Source organism: Pseudomonas sp. SP16.1 (assembly GCF_052682975.1).
In genome coordinates this window covers 680,711-695,074 of record NZ_JBQYFZ010000001.1, presented here as the reverse complement: position 1 = coordinate 695,074, position 14,364 = coordinate 680,711, and the positions used below count along the sequence as shown (strand labels likewise).

The 14,364-nt window shown below is 70.0% G+C and carries 12 protein-coding genes; 3 read left to right on the top strand and 9 right to left on the bottom strand.

Features of this window, described 5'->3' with window-relative positions; genetic code table 11:
• Nucleotides 1–39: 39 nt before the first annotated feature.
• From ACUTAF_RS03555 to ACUTAF_RS03525, 7 genes are all read right to left on the bottom strand, one after another.
• Nucleotides 40–1,407 (bottom strand): DUF1329 domain-containing protein, encoded by a 1,368-nt coding sequence (locus ACUTAF_RS03555; RefSeq protein WP_445578679.1) that lies wholly within the window; start codon nucleotides 1,405–1,407, stop codon nucleotides 40–42.
• 29 nt (nucleotides 1,408–1,436) lie between these two features.
• The gene (locus ACUTAF_RS03550) at nucleotides 1,437–3,230 is read right to left on the bottom strand and encodes a DUF1302 domain-containing protein (protein ID WP_445578678.1); all 1,794 of its coding nucleotides are present in this window, start codon (nucleotides 3,228–3,230) and stop codon (nucleotides 1,437–1,439) included.
• Nucleotides 3,231–3,437: 207 nt separating this feature from the next.
• Nucleotides 3,438–4,595, bottom strand: a complete 1,158-nt coding sequence (locus ACUTAF_RS03545) for a phospholipase D-like domain-containing protein (protein ID WP_445578677.1) — start codon at nucleotides 4,593–4,595, stop codon at nucleotides 3,438–3,440.
• A 256-nt stretch (nucleotides 4,596–4,851) separates the two neighbouring features.
• Nucleotides 4,852–5,172: an amidase gene (locus tag ACUTAF_RS03540; protein ID WP_445578676.1), complete on the bottom strand. Its 321-nt coding sequence runs from the start codon at nucleotides 5,170–5,172 to the stop codon at nucleotides 4,852–4,854.
• Nucleotides 5,169–6,287 carry a serine hydrolase domain-containing protein gene (locus ACUTAF_RS03535; protein WP_445578675.1) on the bottom strand — a complete coding sequence of 373 codons (1,119 nt, stop codon included), beginning with the start codon at nucleotides 6,285–6,287 and terminating at the stop codon, nucleotides 5,169–5,171. Before ACUTAF_RS03535 ends, ACUTAF_RS03540 begins: the two co-directional genes overlap by 4 nt.
• A 175-nt stretch (nucleotides 6,288–6,462) precedes the next feature.
• Nucleotides 6,463–7,248, bottom strand: a complete 786-nt coding sequence (locus tag ACUTAF_RS03530; RefSeq protein WP_445578674.1) for an oxygen-binding di-iron domain-containing protein — start codon at nucleotides 7,246–7,248, stop codon at nucleotides 6,463–6,465.
• A gap of 66 nt (nucleotides 7,249–7,314) precedes the next feature.
• Nucleotides 7,315–8,205 (bottom strand): acyl-CoA dehydrogenase middle domain-containing protein, encoded by an 891-nt coding sequence (locus ACUTAF_RS03525; protein WP_445578673.1) that lies wholly within the window; start codon nucleotides 8,203–8,205, stop codon nucleotides 7,315–7,317.
• Between the two features lie 148 nt (nucleotides 8,206–8,353).
• Between ACUTAF_RS03525 and olsB the strand changes: the two genes are divergently transcribed.
• Nucleotides 8,354–9,097, top strand: a complete 744-nt coding sequence (gene olsB, locus ACUTAF_RS03520) for an L-ornithine N(alpha)-acyltransferase (protein ID WP_445578672.1) — start codon at nucleotides 8,354–8,356, stop codon at nucleotides 9,095–9,097.
• Nucleotides 9,098–9,187: 90 nt separating this feature from the next.
• The gene (locus ACUTAF_RS03515; RefSeq protein WP_445578671.1) at nucleotides 9,188–9,961 is read left to right on the top strand and encodes a lysophospholipid acyltransferase family protein; all 774 of its coding nucleotides are present in this window, start codon (nucleotides 9,188–9,190) and stop codon (nucleotides 9,959–9,961) included.
• Between the two features lie 62 nt (nucleotides 9,962–10,023).
• Here the strand turns inward: ACUTAF_RS03515 and ACUTAF_RS03510 are convergent, their stop codons facing one another.
• Complete coding sequence (locus ACUTAF_RS03510; RefSeq protein WP_445578670.1) at nucleotides 10,024–10,872, bottom strand: universal stress protein; 849 nt, start codon at nucleotides 10,870–10,872, stop codon at nucleotides 10,024–10,026.
• Nucleotides 10,873–11,003: 131 nt separating this feature from the next.
• Here ACUTAF_RS03510 and ACUTAF_RS03505 point away from each other — a divergent pair, with 131 nt between their 5' ends.
• Nucleotides 11,004–13,718 (top strand): HAD-IC family P-type ATPase, encoded by a 2,715-nt coding sequence (locus ACUTAF_RS03505; protein ID WP_445578669.1) that lies wholly within the window; start codon nucleotides 11,004–11,006, stop codon nucleotides 13,716–13,718.
• A gap of 33 nt (nucleotides 13,719–13,751) precedes the next feature.
• On the opposite strand, the gene ACUTAF_RS03500 is transcribed toward ACUTAF_RS03505, so the two are convergent.
• Nucleotides 13,752–14,327, bottom strand: coding sequence for an acyl carrier protein phosphodiesterase (locus tag ACUTAF_RS03500; RefSeq protein WP_445578668.1), 576 nt, complete (start codon nucleotides 14,325–14,327; stop codon nucleotides 13,752–13,754).
• Between the last annotated feature and the right edge of the window lie 37 nt (nucleotides 14,328–14,364).

The following is a 14,364-nucleotide window of genomic DNA, read 5'->3' as shown; positions in this document are numbered from 1 at the left end:
CGCCGCCCCGATAGGCGGCGCCGTTGTTGCGAGTACGCCTCAGCGCACCCCGGCGTTACGCAGCGCGGCCGGGGTGAAGTCCTTGGCCGAGGCCTGGGTGCCGTACTGGATCGAGCGCTTCTCTTCGTTGGCCATGCCGATGGCCAGATAGCGCCCGGCGACGATGTCGTACAGCGCCTCCAGGGCGTACACCGGCACCTGCTCGGCGTACTGCTGCAGCAGCATGGCCTCGCCGACCCGCCACAGCTGGCCGCGGCCGTCGTAGTGCTCGGACAGGGCGATCTGCCAGGAGTCTTCGTCGATATAGAAGCGGCGCTTGGCGTAGATGTTGCGCTCGCCGGACTTCAGCGTCGCCTCCACCTCCCAGACGCGGTGCAGCTCGTAGCGGGCCAGGTCCTGGTTGATATGGCCGGCCTTGAGGATGTCGGCGTACTTCACCTCGGGCGAGGCCAGGCGGTAGTTGTTGTAGGGGATGAACAGCTCGCGCTTGCCCACCAGCTTCCAGTCGTAGCGGTCCGGCGCGCCGTTGTACATGTCGAAGTTGTCCGAGGTGCGCAGGCCGTCGGACGCCGTGCCCGGGCCGTCGTAGGCCACCTGCGGGGCGCGGCGCACGCGGCGCTGGCCGGCGTTGTAGAGCCAGGCCATGCGCGGCTCCGCGACCTGGTCGAGCGAGTCGTGGACCAGCAGCACGTTGCCGGCCAGGCGCGACGGCGCGGTGACCCGCTGCTTGAAGAACAGCAGGGCGTTCTCCGCCTTGGCAGGGTCGACGTCCGGGATGTTGTCGGGAAAGGCCACCTCGTCCTCGAAATGCACCAGGGTGTAGCTGCCGTTGGTCTGCGGCGAGGCCTGCACGATGCTGCGCTTGAGGTTACCGCCGCGGTAGCGGGTGATGTGGTTCCACACTACTTCCAGGCCGCTTTGCGGAATCGGGAAGGCGTAGTAGCGGCTGTCGGTGAAGTTGGTCAGGCCGTTACCGCCGTCGACCAGGCCGGTGTTGAGCGCGCTGGTCTTGGCCGCCGCGTAGATCGACGCCGGCACCGCAGCCGTGCGATGGGTCGGATAGACCGGCATGCGGTAGCTCTGCGGGTAGCGCTGGAACATCGCCAGCTGCCCGGCGGACAGCTGGTCCTTGTACTGTTCCAGGTTCTGCGCGGTGATGGTGAACAGCGGTTGCTCGCCGGCGAAGGGGTCGCCGAGGAAGCCGCGCTCGTCGACCTTGGCCGCATTGGTGGCCAGGCCACCGGTCCAGGCCGGGATGCTGCCGGCGGCGTTGCCTTCCATCTGCGCGCCCAGCGGGGTCAGGCTGCTGCCCAGCTTGGCCGCTTCCTCGGGACTCACCGCGGCCAGCACGCTGCCGGCCAACAGGCTCAGGGACAGCGCGCCGAAGAGTTTCAGGGTGGTGTTCATCTGCATTCCTCAACTGATCCTGGTGGGTCCTAGAAGCTCACGCCGAAGCTGAGCGCGAGGAAGTCGCGGTCGACCGCGGTGTTGTAGTCGCCGCCGAAGAAGTCGGTGTACGACAGGCTGGCGCTGTAGGTGTTGCGGTAGTCGGCGTCGATGCCGAGGCTCACCGCCTTGGCGCCCTCGTTGAACAGGCCGTTGGGGCCGTAACCCTCGACGTCGTGCGACCAGGAGACGTTCGGCTTGAGGTTCACTCCGGCGAAGGCGTTGCTGTATTCCCAGATGCCGCGCACGCGGTAGCCCCAGGAGGTGCTGGTGGTGAAGCCATGGGTATCGCCGTCGAAGCCGTAGGCGCCGTACAGCGAGTCGCGGCCGTAGCGCAGCTCGTCGCGGCTCTCCAGGCCACCGACGTGGGCCAGGCCGATCTCGCCGACCAGGGTGAAGCGGCCGGCGCCCATGACCTGGTCGAAGAAGTGGGTGAAGGTGGTCTGCAGCTGGGTGACTTCCTTGCGCTTGTAGCCGACGTTGTCCTCGCCCGGCCCGGCCGCGACCGGCGAGATGCCCGGGGCGATGGGGTTGAGCAGGCTGCGGGTGATGTCGGTGGTGTTGATCTGCAGCGGCAGGTTCGGTCGATAGCTGACCTCGCCGCTCCAGGCGGTGCCGGTGGGCAGGCTGGTGGCGAAGCTCAGGCCGTAGAGGCGGATGTCCTCCGGGTATTCCAGGTAGTAGTTGCCGTTGCCCAGCAGCACGCTCTGCGCCAGGCCGCCGCCGCTGCCCGGGACGATGCCCTCGGCGGTGCCGATGATGCCGGGCAGCGCGGCCAGGGTGGCCAGGCCGACGTTCTGCGTGCTGACGATCGGCGTGCGGCTGTGGTAGTTGAGGAAGTAGGCGCCGTACTCGGTCTCGTCGCCCAGCCAGCGCAGGGCCAGGCCCCACTGGCCGCTGTCGCGCGCGTCGCGGTCGCCGCCCCGCGGCAGGATCACGCCCTCGGCGTCGACCTCGAAGCCCTGGCCGAAGGCCGCCGCCACCGGCTCGAGCGGCGCGATGGCCGGCGAGCCGACGTGGTAGCCGCGGTCGCAGCCGTCGGCGGCGACGTCGGCGGTGGAGAAGAAGGTGCCGCAGTTGTCGATGATGGTCTGGTCCCACTCCAGCTGGTAGAAGGCCTCCATGCTCAGCTGGTCGGTCAGGCTCTGCGAGACGTAGAGCATGTTGACCGGGATCAGGCCTTCCTTGATCTCCGCCCCCGGGCGGCGGAAGGCGGCGGCGTCGATCGGGTTGATCGAGTTGATGCTGTTGCCGATGAAGGTGCTCTCGCCCCAGCTGACCACCTGCTTGCCGACCCGCACGGTGCCGGGCAGGTCGCCGATGGCATAGTTGTGGTAGAGGAAGGCGTCGAGGATCTCCGCACCGGAGGACTGCGCGCCCTCCTTGCGGTTGTGGTCGTCGATGTCCTTGAACAGGCGGCTCTCGTCCTTGAGCTCGAAGTCGTACCAGTACTTGCCGCGCACGAACACGCCGGTATCGCCGTAGCGCAGTTCGAGGTCGTGGATGCCCTTGAAGATCTTCGAGAACGTCTCGCCCTTCTTGAAGTTCAGGCGGCCGTCGTCGCCGGTCTGCGACTGGCCCTGGCCGCCATTGTTCGGCCCGATCAGGTCGCGGTCGGGGCTGCGCATCGACCAGCTGGCGCCGATCGACAGGCTGCTGTCGAGCTGGCCCTCGATCTCGCCGATGTTGAAGGTGACGGCCTGCGCCGGGGCGGCGCAGCCGACGGCAATGGCCAAGGCCAAGGTGTGCGGCTGGAATAGTCCGGGCCCTGTTGTTCTTGTCATGCGGGTCTCCTGAGGGTGGGTACAGCTGTTCGCCACCCTACGCAGCGGTCAGGAGCCGGTTAAGCGCACCAAGGAGGGATTTCGCCTGTCGCCCGAAAGTATGAACGGCGCCCTGGCGCGGGGGTGCGCGGCCCTCCTCAGCTTGCTGAATGACGGGGTATCAGGCGCAGCGGGAACTTTCCGCCTTGCCGCACGCCGGACGCGGGCTCAGCGCCAGCGATCGAGCAGGTTCACCGCCAGGCGATCCAGCCAGCCCCACAGGCGCTGCTGCAGACGCCCCCACCAGGGCCGCGCGCGCCAGTCGGCCAGGGTGATCTCGGCGCTGGCGGCGAAGTCCTCGGCGAAGCTGGCGGCCACCGCCGCGGTCAGCTCGGGATCGAGCGCCTCGAGGTTGGCGTCGAGGTTGAAGCGCAGGTTCCAGTGGTCGAAGTTGCACGAGCCGACGCTGACCCAGTCGTCCACCAGCACCATCTTCAGGTGCAGGAAGCGCGGCTGGTATTCGAAGATGCGCACGCCGGCCTTGAGCAGCCTGGGGTAGTAGCGCTGGCCGGCGAAGCGCACCGGCGGATGATCGGTGTGCCGCCCGGTCAGCAGCAGGCGCACCTCGACACCCCGGGCGGCGGCTCGGCGCAGGGCGCGGCGCACCTTCCAGGTCGGCAGGAAATAGGGCGTGGCCAGCCACACCCGGCGCTTGCTCAGGCGCAGCACGCGCACCAACGACTGCAGGATGTCGCGGTGCTGCGTCGCATCGGCGTAGGCCACCCGCCCCAGGCCGAGGCCGGCCGGCGGGTTGGCCGGCAGCTTGCGCAGCCCCGGCAGGCGCGGCGGGCGCCAGGCGAAACGCAGCAGGCAGGCCTGCCACTGGTGCTCGAACAGCTGCTGCCAGTCGTCCACCAGCGGCCCTTCGATCTCCACCATCGCCTCGTGCCAGGCGCTTTCGGTCTGACCAGGCGACCAGAACTCGTCGCTCGAGCCGGTACCGCCGACATAGGCCAGGCGCCGATCGACCAGCAGCAGCTTGCGATGGTCACGGTGAAAGTTGCGCAGGCCGCGGCGCCAGCGCAGCGGGTTGTACCAGCGCAACTGCACCCCGGCCTGCTCCAGGCGCCGGCGCAACGCCGCTCCCAGCCCGGCCGCGCCGAAGGCGTCGAACAACCCGCGCACCGCCACGCCGCGCGCCGCGGCCCGGCACAGCGCGGCGACCAGTTGCTCGCTGCACTGGCCGTCCTCGATCAGGTACAGCTCCAGCTCCACCTGCTGGCGTGCGGCATCGATCGCCGCCAGCATGCGCGGAAAGAACTGCGGCCCGTCGAGCAGCAGGGCGAAGCGGTTGCCGCCACGCCAGGGGAAGATCGCGCCGCGCATCAGCGCACGCTATAGGTCGGCGCCGCAACAGGCATCGGGGCGCGGAGGGACAGCGGTAACGACGGATAAATCCCATCGACATGGGCGGGAGCGGCGGCGGGCAGCAAAACGAACGGCGAAAGACGCATGAAGGCTCGGCAGATGGCAGGACCAGGCGGCAACGATAGTCGCCGCGGCCCGGCTTGCAAAGCCCGGCGACCGCCGAGCCGGAGGGCGGGTGCAACCCGCCGGTTCGGGGTGGCGGGTTTCACCCGCCCTACTCGCCCGGCAACAACCGGCAGCCCTGCCGCTCGCCAAGCCAGGCCGCGCTGTGGCTGCGGCCCAGGCCAACGGCGGTCACCCGCTTGCCGGCCTCGTCGTCGAGCAGGCTGCTGATCGGCACGTACTGCGCGACGTAGCCTTCGCAGTAGGCCGCCGGGTTGCCGCTGACGTAACGGCAGGAGCAGTACTCCTTGGCGGTGTAGGCGCCGATGATGTCGGGAAAGGCGGCCAGGTGCGCACGGTTCGGCCAGGCCAGGGCGATCAGCAGAATGGCGAGCACCAGCAGCAGAGTGAGGATCGGACGGCGACGGATCATGGCTGCACCTCAGCGGCGAAGGCCGCACGCACGCGCTTGAGCAGTTCGTTATGACTGTAGCTGCCGTCGCGGTCGTCGGCGTAGCGCACCACCACCAGCTTGTCCTCGGGCAGCACGTAGAGGCCCTGTCCCCAATGGCCGAGCGCGGCCAGGGTATCGGCCGGCGCATCGGGCCAGGGCCGCTGGCTGCCTGGCAGTTCGGCGTTGAGCCACCAGTGCCCGCCGGGCACCGCGTCGCCGGTCTTGGCCAGCTGCGGCTGGTAGCCGGCGAACGGCGTGGCGACGAAGGCGAGCCAGGCCGGCGGCAGCAGCTGGCGCTCGCCCCAACGGCCGCCGCGCTGCAGCAGCAGGCCGACGCGGGCCAGGTCGCGAGCGCTCATGTAGGCGTAGGACGAGGCGACGAAGGTGCCGGCGCCGTCGCGCTCCCACACCGCGCTGGCGATGCCCAGCGGCTCGAACAGCGCGGTCCAGGGGTAGTCCGGGTAGGCGTCGGCGCCGACCATGCCCTTGAGCGCGGCGGCCAGCAGGTTGCTGTCGCCGCTGGAGTAGCGAAAGCGCACGCCCGGCGCGGCATCGGCCGGATGCGCGGCGGTGAACGCGGCCATATCGTCGCGACCGCGGGTGTAGAGCATGGCGATCACCGAGGACTTCAGCGGCGCGTATTCGTAGTCCTCCTCCCAGGCCAGGCCCGAGGCCCAGTTGAGCAGGTGGCCGACCTTGACCTGCGGGTGCCCGGCCATCGCCGGGTAGTACCTGGCCACCGGCGCGTCCAGCTTGAAGCGGCCCTCGCCGTAGGCCACGCCGAGGGTGGTGGCGAGCAGACTCTTGGCCATCGACCAGGTCAGGTGCGCGCTGTCTGCCGTGGTCGGCGCGGCGTAGCGTTCGTAGACGATCCGGCCATCACGCACCACCAGCAGCGCGTCGCTGCGCACGCCCTGGCGGGTGGCGTCGTCGCGCGGGGCGAAGGCGTAATCCTCCAGGGCGGCGATGGCCGGGCTGGCGCCATGGGGGACGGTTTGCCAGTCCGGCTGCGGCCAGGGCTCGGCCTGGACGACGCCGGCCAGCAGCAGGAGACCGAGCGCCAGGCTCGGCCGAGTCAGGGAAAAGATGGGCATGACGGGCCTCGACAGGGAATCGAGGCGCACCCTAGCACGGAGCCGGTGACCGCTTGAAGCGCCGCACCGCCCCATGCATGCGGGCAAACGTAGGTTGGCGCTGAGCGCAGCGAAGCCCAACGGGGAGCGCGCCGCGCTCCGCCCGACAGATCGCAGCCAAGCCACCGAGCTCGCCTCAGTTGGGCAGGCGATAGTCCTCCGGCCCCATCAGGTCGAGGCCGCATTCGAGATTCTCGACCCAGTAGAGGAAGGCGCTGATCATCTCCGCGCCAACGAAGGGCCGGCCGTGCTGCGGCACGATCATCGCCACGTCCATCTCGCGCACCATCGCCGCCCACAGCCGGCAGGCCTTGTTGCCGGCCATGTAGCGGCGGTGGAAGCCTTCCATGTTCGGCACGTGGTTGGTGAAGTCGCGCACCGGGCTGGCATCGTCGACCAGCGAGGCGCCCATGTCGCCGGAGAAGAGGATCTTGCTCACCGGGTCGTACAACTGGAAGTTGCCCACCGAATGGAGGAAATGCGCCGGCACCGCCTTCAGCGAGCACTTGCCCAGCGGGATGCTCTGGCCGCGGTCGGGCAGCGCGATGATCCGATCGTAGGTGTTGATGCCGCGGCTCAGCGCCAGGTAGCTGGCGGTCAGGTGCGGCAAGAAGCGCGCCCACAACTTGGAGCAGATCACCCGCGCGCGGGTGTGCAGCAGCCATTTGTCCAGCGAGGCGATGATGTCCGGGTCCTGGTGCGAGGCGAAGATGTAGGTCAGGTCCTGCACCGGGATGTGCTTGGACAGCTCCAGCGACAGCGGCGTGTAGGTCAGGTCGCCGCCCGGGTCGAGCAACAGGTACTGCTCGTGATCGGTGATCAGGAACTGGTTGGACTGCACGCCCTCGCCGCTGACCAAGTCATCGAACATCAGGCATTGGTGGCTGCCGTTATCGAACAGCACGATGGGCTCGCGGCGCATGGAAACCTCGTAGACAAAACGCGAGGCAACCTTAGGGCCGAGCCTGGTGCGGCGTACTGATATGGATCAAGGCCGAGCGACAATCTGCCGCGCCTTCGCCAGGCGCTTGGCCCGCGCACTCTCGGCGATCCGCAGCAGGCCCTGGTCGCGCAGCCACAACGTCGCCCAATGCGCCGGACCGGCGGCGAAGGCGGCGTCCAGCTCGGCGGCCAGCGCCTGCTGCTGGGCGAACAGGCCGGCCAGCAGCAGATGGGTGGCGGCGGCGTTCGGGCACTGCCGCGCCACCTCGGCGCAGCCAGCCAGCAAGGCCAGCAGGCGCAGCTGCAGAGGCTCGGGCCAGGCGCACTCTTGGCCGATGCCGTGCAGCCAGGCACATACGGCGGCGAGCACGTACAGGTCCTCGATGCTGCGAAAGGGTTTGACGTAGTCGCTCCAGCCGTCGCCGGCCAGGCGCTCGCACTGCGCCTGTTCGAGATGCAGGCGGGCATGGCCGATATCCGGCATCAGCGGCAAGGCCGGCAGCGCCTCGATGCGCACGCCCGGCGCGCCCTGGCGCACCACGCCGAGCACCAGGCGCGGCGCCTCGCCCGGGCCGTCCTCGCGCGCCGCCACCAGCAGCCAGTCGGCGCACTCGGCGGCGGTGACGAAATCCTTGCGCCCGTCGAGTTGCAGGCCGGCGATGCGCGTGTGCATATCCGCCGGCCGCGTGCTGCGCCCTTCGGTGACGCACAATGCCCCGGCCGTCCAGGGCGCCGCCGGCCACAGCACGCGTAGCGCCGCCTGGTAGCCGGCGAGAAAGGCCAGCCCCGGGGTCGCCGCCAGGTGCCCGCCACCCACCGCCAGTTCGAAAGGCTGCGGCGCACCGCCGAGATTCTGCAGCAGGCGGCCGTACCAGTCCTCCAGGCCCTGCTCGGCACTCAGGCGTCCGGCGGGTTGCAGCAGGTTGGTCCAGGGCATGACGGATTCCTCGGCACGGACGGCGGCGGCCGTCACACAAGCATCAAAAAAGCTTCACGGCGGTGACACCGCGGCTACCTAGCCTGACTTTGCCCAACAAGATCGACCGGCTGCAAGCCCCGAAAGCCGGCTTTAAGGAGGCTCAGGCATGACCCAGACTGCACCCAACACCGCACGCCGCCTGCAGGCCGAACGCCTGGTGGGCCCGGCCGCCCTGCGCGAGGCCCAGGCCCTGCGCTACCGGGTGTTCAGCGCCGAATTCGACGCCAAGCTCAACGGCGCCGAACTGGGCCTGGACATGGACGACTACGACATTCACTGCCGGCATATCGGTGTGCGCGACCTCAACAGCGGCGAGCTGGTGGCCACCACCCGTCTGCTCGACCACCAGGCCGCCGCCGGCCTCGGCCGCTACTACAGCGAAGAGGAATTCAGCCTGCACGGCCTGGCCGGGCTGCAGGGCCCGGTGCTGGAGATCGGCCGCACCTGCGTCGATGCCGCCTACCGCAACGGCGCCACCATCGCCGTGCTCTGGAGCGAGCTGGCCGAGGTGCTCAACGAGGGCGGCTACCGCTACCTGATGGGCTGCGCCAGCATCTCCATGCAGGACGGTGGCATCCAGGCCCAGGCGATCATGCAGCGCCTGCGCGAACGCCATCTGTGCACCGAACACCTGCGCGCCGAACCCAGGCACCCGCTGCCACCGCTGGACGTGCCGGGCAACGTCATCGCCGAGATGCCGCCACTGCTCAAGGCCTACATGCGCCTGGGCGCGAAGATCTGCGGCGAGCCCTGCTGGGACCGCGACTTCCAGGTCGCCGACGTCTTCATCCTGCTCAAGCGCGACGAGCTGTGCCCGCGCTATGCCCGCCACTTCAAGGCGGCGGTCTGAGGCCGTCGGGCGGGCGCGAGCGAATTGGCGCCTGACGGCTCGTGCGATCCGTGGATAATGCCGCCACCCAAGCTCAACCGGAGACCCCCGATGGCCCGACTGCGTCTGTTTCTGCGCCTGACCCACCTGCTGCTGGTGATCGCCTGCGGCGCGCTGCTGGCCGGGGTGGTCAGCCTGTGCGAACGCCTGGTGCGCCACGACCTGATGGCCCTGCGCCAACGCCTGACCCGCTGGTTCCTCGCCCGCCTCAGCGGTGCCCTGCCGTTTCGCGTGCGCGTCGAAGGCGAGCTGCCGGCGCAGCCGATGCTGTGGGTCGCCAACCACGTGTCGTGGACCGATATCCCGCTGCTCGGCATGCTTACCCCGCTGTCCTTCCTGTCCAAGGCCGAGGTGCGCAGCTGGCCGCTGGCCGGCTGGTTGGCGCACAAGGCCGGCACCCTGTTCATCCGCCGCGGCTCGGGCGACAGCAACCTGGTCGGCCAGCAGCTTAACCGTCATCTGCAGCGCGGCCGCCACCTGCTGATCTTCCCAGAAGGCACCACCACCGACGGCCAGCGCCTGCGCACCTTCCACGGCCGCCTGCTGGCGAGCGCCATCGACAGCGGCGTGGCCGTGCAGCCGGTGGCCATCCGCTACCTGCGCGCCGGCCAGCCTTGTTCGGTGGCGCCCTTCGTCGGCGACGACGACATGCTCTCGCACCTGCTGCGCCTGCTTTCCAGCCCGCCCGGCGAGGTCGAGATCCGCCTGCTGCAACCCATCCCCAGCGCGACGTACAGCCGCAACGAACTGGCCCGCCACAGCCAGGCGATCATCGCCAGCGCGCTGCGCCTCGACACGCCGCCGGAGCAGGCCGAAGCGGCCTGAACGGCACCGTCGGTGCTGTGCATGACGCCGCTGCAACCGCTGCGCCACGCCCACCGCCCGACTCAAGCCGCAGGCGGTACGACCAGCGCATCGCACTCGAGCTCGGCCAGCAGACGACCCGCCACGCTGCCGAGGACGAAGCGGGTGAGTCCCTGGCGCGCGTGGGTGCCGAGCACCAACAGGTCGGCACCGCTTTGCGACAGGGCCGCGGCGATCACTCGCTCGGGCGAGCCGAGGGCGACATGCAACCGCTCCGGCGCCAGCGTCACGCCTTCCTCACGCAACTGCGCGAGGATCTCGTCGCGGGCCGTCTCGCACTGGTTATCCAGCATCGCCGGGCTGAGCCCCGCCTCCATCATCGCGCCGCTCGACATCGGTTCGACCGCGTGCGCGACGGCGAAGTCGTCCGTCTCCAGCAGCCCCAGTTCGCGCGCCCGGGCCAGGGTCTGCAACGAGAGTTTCGACTGATCCGTCGCCAGCAGCGCACGGCGGTACTCGCGCACCACCGGCCCGTTGACCCGCAGCACCGGCAGCTGGCTGCTGCGCACCAGCCGCTGCAGGGTGGTGCCGGAGAAGAAGTCGCGCAGCGCCGACTTGCGGTGTGCGCCGACCACCAGCAGGTCGGCGGCCAGGCCCTGGGCGCACTCGACCAGGGTCGACGCCGGCTCGCCGCTGTTGACCACCACTCGCGGCCGGCTCCCGGCCTGTTCGGCCAGGCGCTCGGCCTGGGCCTGCAGCAGCGTCTCGGCCTGGCGCATCTGGCTCTGCACGTAGACCGCCGGCGCATCGGCATCGACCACGTGCACCAGGCGCCAGTCGCCGCCGCCCTGGCGCCGCACCAGCTGCACGGCGCGCTGCACGGCATGCGCCGACCGCTCGGAAAGATCCGTTGCCACCAATATCTTGATCATCTCGTTCTCCTCGATACACGCTTGCCCCACTTCATTGAGCGCCCGGACGGCCCTGCGATCCTTGATGCAGATCAGGCCTGGCGCGTGGAAACCGACTATGGTCCGAAGCAGGTATCGACAGAGGCATCCGAATGGACACTCGGCTCCCTGAACATTCTGACAACGCCTGGCACGACCTGACTCCGCAACAAGCCCTGGACGCCCAGCACAGCAGCCCGCGCGGTCTTGACGAACGCGAGGCCGCCGCACGCCTGCAGCGCCACGGCCCCAACCGCCTGCCACCGCCCAGACGGCGCGGACCGCTGTCGCGCCTGCTGCTGCAGCTGCACAACGTGCTGCTGTACATGATGCTGGCCGCCGCGCTGGTCGCCGCCCTGCTCGGCCACTGGGTCGACGCCGCGGTGATCCTTGCCGCGGTGCTGATCAACGTGGTGATCGGCTTCATCCAGGAGGGCAAGGCCGAGCACGCCCTCGACGCCATTCGCAGCCTGCTGTCGCCGCACGCCCTGGTGCTGCGCGGCGGCGAACGCCGCGAGATCGACGCCGAGCAGCTGGTGCCCGGCGATATCGTCCTGCTCGCCTCCGGCGACAAGGTGCCGGCCGACCTGCGCCTGCTCAGCGTGAAGAACCTGCTGGTGGAAGAGGCCGCGCTGACCGGCGAATCGCTGCCGGTGGAGAAATCCCTGGCCCGTTGCCAGGCCGATGCCGCCCTCGGCGACCGCCGCTGCATGGTCTATTCCGGCACCCTGGTGGCCAGCGGTCAGGCCAGCGGCCTGGTGGTGGCCACCGGCGCCGCCACCGAACTGGGCCGCATCGGCGCCATGCTGCAGCAGGTGCAGGCGATGACCACCCCGCTGCTGCGGCAGATCGAGCAGTTCAGCCGCTGGCTGGCCCTGGCCATCCTCATCTTCGCCCTGGCCACCTTCGCCCTCGGCACCTTCTGGCACGGCCAGGACCCGGCCGAGATGTTCATGATGGTGGTGGCGCTGACCGCCGCGGCCATCCCCGAGGGGCTGCCGGCGCTGATGACGGTGATTCTCGCCCTCGGCGTGCAGCGCATGGCCGGGCGCAATGCCATCGTCCGCCGCCTGCCGGCGGTGGAGACCCTGGGTTCGGTGACGCTGATCTGCTCGGACAAGACCGGCACCCTGACGCGCAACGAGATGACCGTGCAGCGCGTGGTCAGCGCCAGCCGCATCCTCGACGTCAGCGGCGTCGGCTACGCCCCGCAAGGCGCCTTCCACCTGGACGGCGCGTTGATGGAACCGGATGCCGCGCTGCTGGAAATCGCCCGCGCCGCCGCGCTGTGCAACGACGCCCAGCTGCAGCAGGACGCCGGCGGCACCTGGCGCCTGCAGGGCGACCCCACCGAGGGTGCGCTGCACACCCTGGCGCTCAAGGCCGGCCTGGACGCCGCCACCCTGCACGCCCAGTTGCCGCGCAGCGACGCCATACCCTTCGAGTCCGAACACCGCTTTATGGCCAGCCTGCACCATGACCACCAGGGCCATGGCCTGATCTACCTCAAGGGCGCGCCGGAGCGGGTGCTGGAGATGTGCCGCGAGCAGCGCGGCGCCGACGGCGGCAGCCAGCCGCTGGACGCCGACTACTGGCGGCGCCAGGCCACCGACCTGGCCGCCCGCGGCCTGCGCCTGCTGGCCATCGCCAGCCGCCCGGCCGACGCCTCCCAGCGCAGCCTGAGTTTCGCCGACGTGGAGCAGGACATGTGCCTGCTGGCGCTGGTCGGCATCATCGACCCGCCGCGCGAGGAAGCCATCGCCGCCGTCGCCGAATGCCAGCGCGCCGGCATCCGGGTCAAGATGATCACCGGCGACCACGCCGAGACCGCCCGCGCCATCGGCGCCCAGCTGGGCATCGGCGTCGGCCTGCCGGCGCTGACCGGCGCCGAACTGGAGCTGCTCGACGAGCGCCAGCTGCGCCAGGTGCTGCCCGGCGTCGAGGTGTTCGCCCGCGCCAGCCCCGAGCACAAGCTGCGCCTGGTGCAGGCCATGCAGGCCAGCGGCGAGGTGGTGGCGATGACCGGCGACGGGGTCAACGACGCCCCGGCGCTGAAACGCGCCGACGTCGGCGTGGCCATGGGCGACAAGGGCACCGAGGCGGCCAAGGAGGCGGCCGAGGTGGTGCTGGCCGACGACAACTTCGCCACCATCGCCGGTGCCGTGCGCGAGGGCCGGGCGATCTACGACAATCTGAAGAAGTTCATCCTCTTCGCCCTGCCCACCAACGGCGGCCAGGCGCTGATCGTGATCGCCGCCATCCTGTTCCAGCTGACCCTGCCGCTGACCCCGGCGCAGGTGCTGTGGATCAACATGGTCACCTCGGTGACCCTGGGCCTGGCGCTGGCCTTCGAGCCGGCCGAGGCCGGGCTGATGGACCGCCCGCCACGGGCGCCGAACGAGCCGCTGCTGTCGGCCTTCTTCGTCTGGCGCGTGCTGCTGGTGTCGCTGCTGATGGCTGGCGCCGGCATCGGCCTGTTCCTCTGGGAGCTGGACAACGGCACCGGGCTGGACAGCGCGCGGACCATGGCGCTGAACGCGGTGGTGATGTGCGAGGTGTTCTACCTGATCAACAGCCGGCGCATCTTCGCCTCGGTGCTCAGCCTCGACGGCCTGTTCGGCAGCCGCGCGGTGCTGCTGGCCATCGCCGCCTGCCTGCTGCTGCAGGCGCTGTACACCTATGCCCCGCCGCTGCAGCGGCTGTTCCACTCCACCGCGCTGGATGCGGCGCAGTGGGCGCGGGTGCTGCTGGCCGGCCTGGCGCTGTTTCTCGTCGCCGAGCTGGAGAAATGGCTGATCCGCCGCCTGCGCCTGCAGCCGACGGGGTAACCTCGGTGCGCGTGGCGCACCGGGGCAATCGCCTCAACCCCGCTCGCCGCGGGCAAAGGCCATCAGCTCGGGGTAGAAGGCGCGGAAGTCCTCGCTCAGCGGCTGGTACAGGCGCTCCAGCTCGGCCAGGCTGCCGTCGAGCAGCTGCGGCCGCGACAGCCGTCGCTGCATGCCGGCGATCACCTGCTCCAGCACCGCGAACTCGCGGTAGCTGCCGAGCCAGTCCTGCGCCGCCATGCGCGGCGCGATCAGCGCCAGGCGCCCGGGCAGTTGGGGCTCGTCGGCCAGTACCCGGTACACCCGCGCGGTAAAGGCCTCCAGCGGCTGCTCGGCGTAGTCGGCCCAGTCGCGCGCCAGGCAGTGATCGAAGAACAGGTCCAGCAGCATGCCGGCCATGCGCCGCCGCGCGGCGGGAAAACGTGCCCGTGCGCGGGCCTGCAGCGGGTGGCTGTCGGTGAAGGCGTCGATGCGCCGGTGCAGGCGGATGGCCGCCTCGATCTCGGCCGGCCATTGCCCGGCCAGCGGCCCCTTGACGAAATCGCCGTAGAGGCTGCCGAGCAGTTGCGGCGGCGCGGCGCCGCCCAGGTGCAGATGGGCGAGGTAGTTCATGCAGCGAGCTTAGCCGGCCGAGCGGCAGAATCGAAAG

Coding starts and splice junctions, on each gene's coding strand:
- ACUTAF_RS03535 (WP_445578675.1), bottom strand. CDS start 6,287: ATGCCCATCTTTTCCCTGACTCGGCCGAGCCTGGCGCTCGGTCTCCTG.
- ACUTAF_RS03540 (WP_445578676.1), bottom strand. CDS start 5,172: ATGATCCGTCGCCGTCCGATCCTCACTCTGCTGCTGGTGCTCGCCATT.
- ACUTAF_RS03500 (WP_445578668.1), bottom strand. CDS start 14,327: ATGAACTACCTCGCCCATCTGCACCTGGGCGGCGCCGCGCCGCCGCAA.
- ACUTAF_RS03505 (WP_445578669.1), top strand. CDS start 11,004: ATGGACACTCGGCTCCCTGAACATTCTGACAACGCCTGGCACGACCTG.
- ACUTAF_RS03550 (WP_445578678.1), bottom strand. CDS start 3,230: ATGACAAGAACAACAGGGCCCGGACTATTCCAGCCGCACACCTTGGCC.
- ACUTAF_RS03525 (WP_445578673.1), bottom strand. CDS start 8,205: ATGCCCTGGACCAACCTGCTGCAACCCGCCGGACGCCTGAGTGCCGAG.
- ACUTAF_RS03530 (WP_445578674.1), bottom strand. CDS start 7,248: ATGCGCCGCGAGCCCATCGTGCTGTTCGATAACGGCAGCCACCAATGC.
- ACUTAF_RS03555 (WP_445578679.1), bottom strand. CDS start 1,407: ATGAACACCACCCTGAAACTCTTCGGCGCGCTGTCCCTGAGCCTGTTG.
- ACUTAF_RS03515 (WP_445578671.1), top strand. CDS start 9,188: ATGGCCCGACTGCGTCTGTTTCTGCGCCTGACCCACCTGCTGCTGGTG.
- ACUTAF_RS03510 (WP_445578670.1), bottom strand. CDS start 10,872: ATGATCAAGATATTGGTGGCAACGGATCTTTCCGAGCGGTCGGCGCAT.
- ACUTAF_RS03545 (WP_445578677.1), bottom strand. CDS start 4,595: ATGCGCGGCGCGATCTTCCCCTGGCGTGGCGGCAACCGCTTCGCCCTG.
- olsB (WP_445578672.1), top strand. CDS start 8,354: ATGACCCAGACTGCACCCAACACCGCACGCCGCCTGCAGGCCGAACGC.